Here is a 259-nt window from a genome sequence, read left to right as displayed (position 1 = left end):
CGGCGGCTGCGAAGCATGGCAGACACAGATGGAGGTTGACCGCCTGGGGTGGGCGCTGCAACAGGTGCCGGGTGTGCAAACCACGGTGTCGCTGGCGGGCGCTGTCAGCCGGCTGTCTTCGGCGCTTTTCGAAGCATCGCCGAAGTGGATCACCATCAGCCATAACCAGGCCTTGGTCAACACCTCCGTGCTGCGTGCGCAGGAGGCCAACCCGGACCTGGTCAACTCGGACTGTTCGCTGGTGCCCGTTATCGCTTAC

General features: G+C 64.1%; 1 protein-coding gene. It reads left to right on the top strand.

Features of this window, described 5'->3' with window-relative positions:
- Positions 1 to 28 precede the first annotated feature (28 nt).
- The coding region (locus tag SB771_RS35420; RefSeq protein ID WP_410722094.1) for a hypothetical protein at positions 29 to 259 on the top strand (231 nt) is incomplete at its 3' end.

It is taken from the genome of Burkholderia sp. SIMBA_051 (genome assembly GCF_046534915.1).
Lineage (GTDB): Bacteria > Pseudomonadota > Gammaproteobacteria > Burkholderiales > Burkholderiaceae > Burkholderia > Burkholderia ambifaria.
Note: the sequence above shows the minus strand (reverse complement) of the source record. Positions and strands in the feature narration are given on the sequence as shown.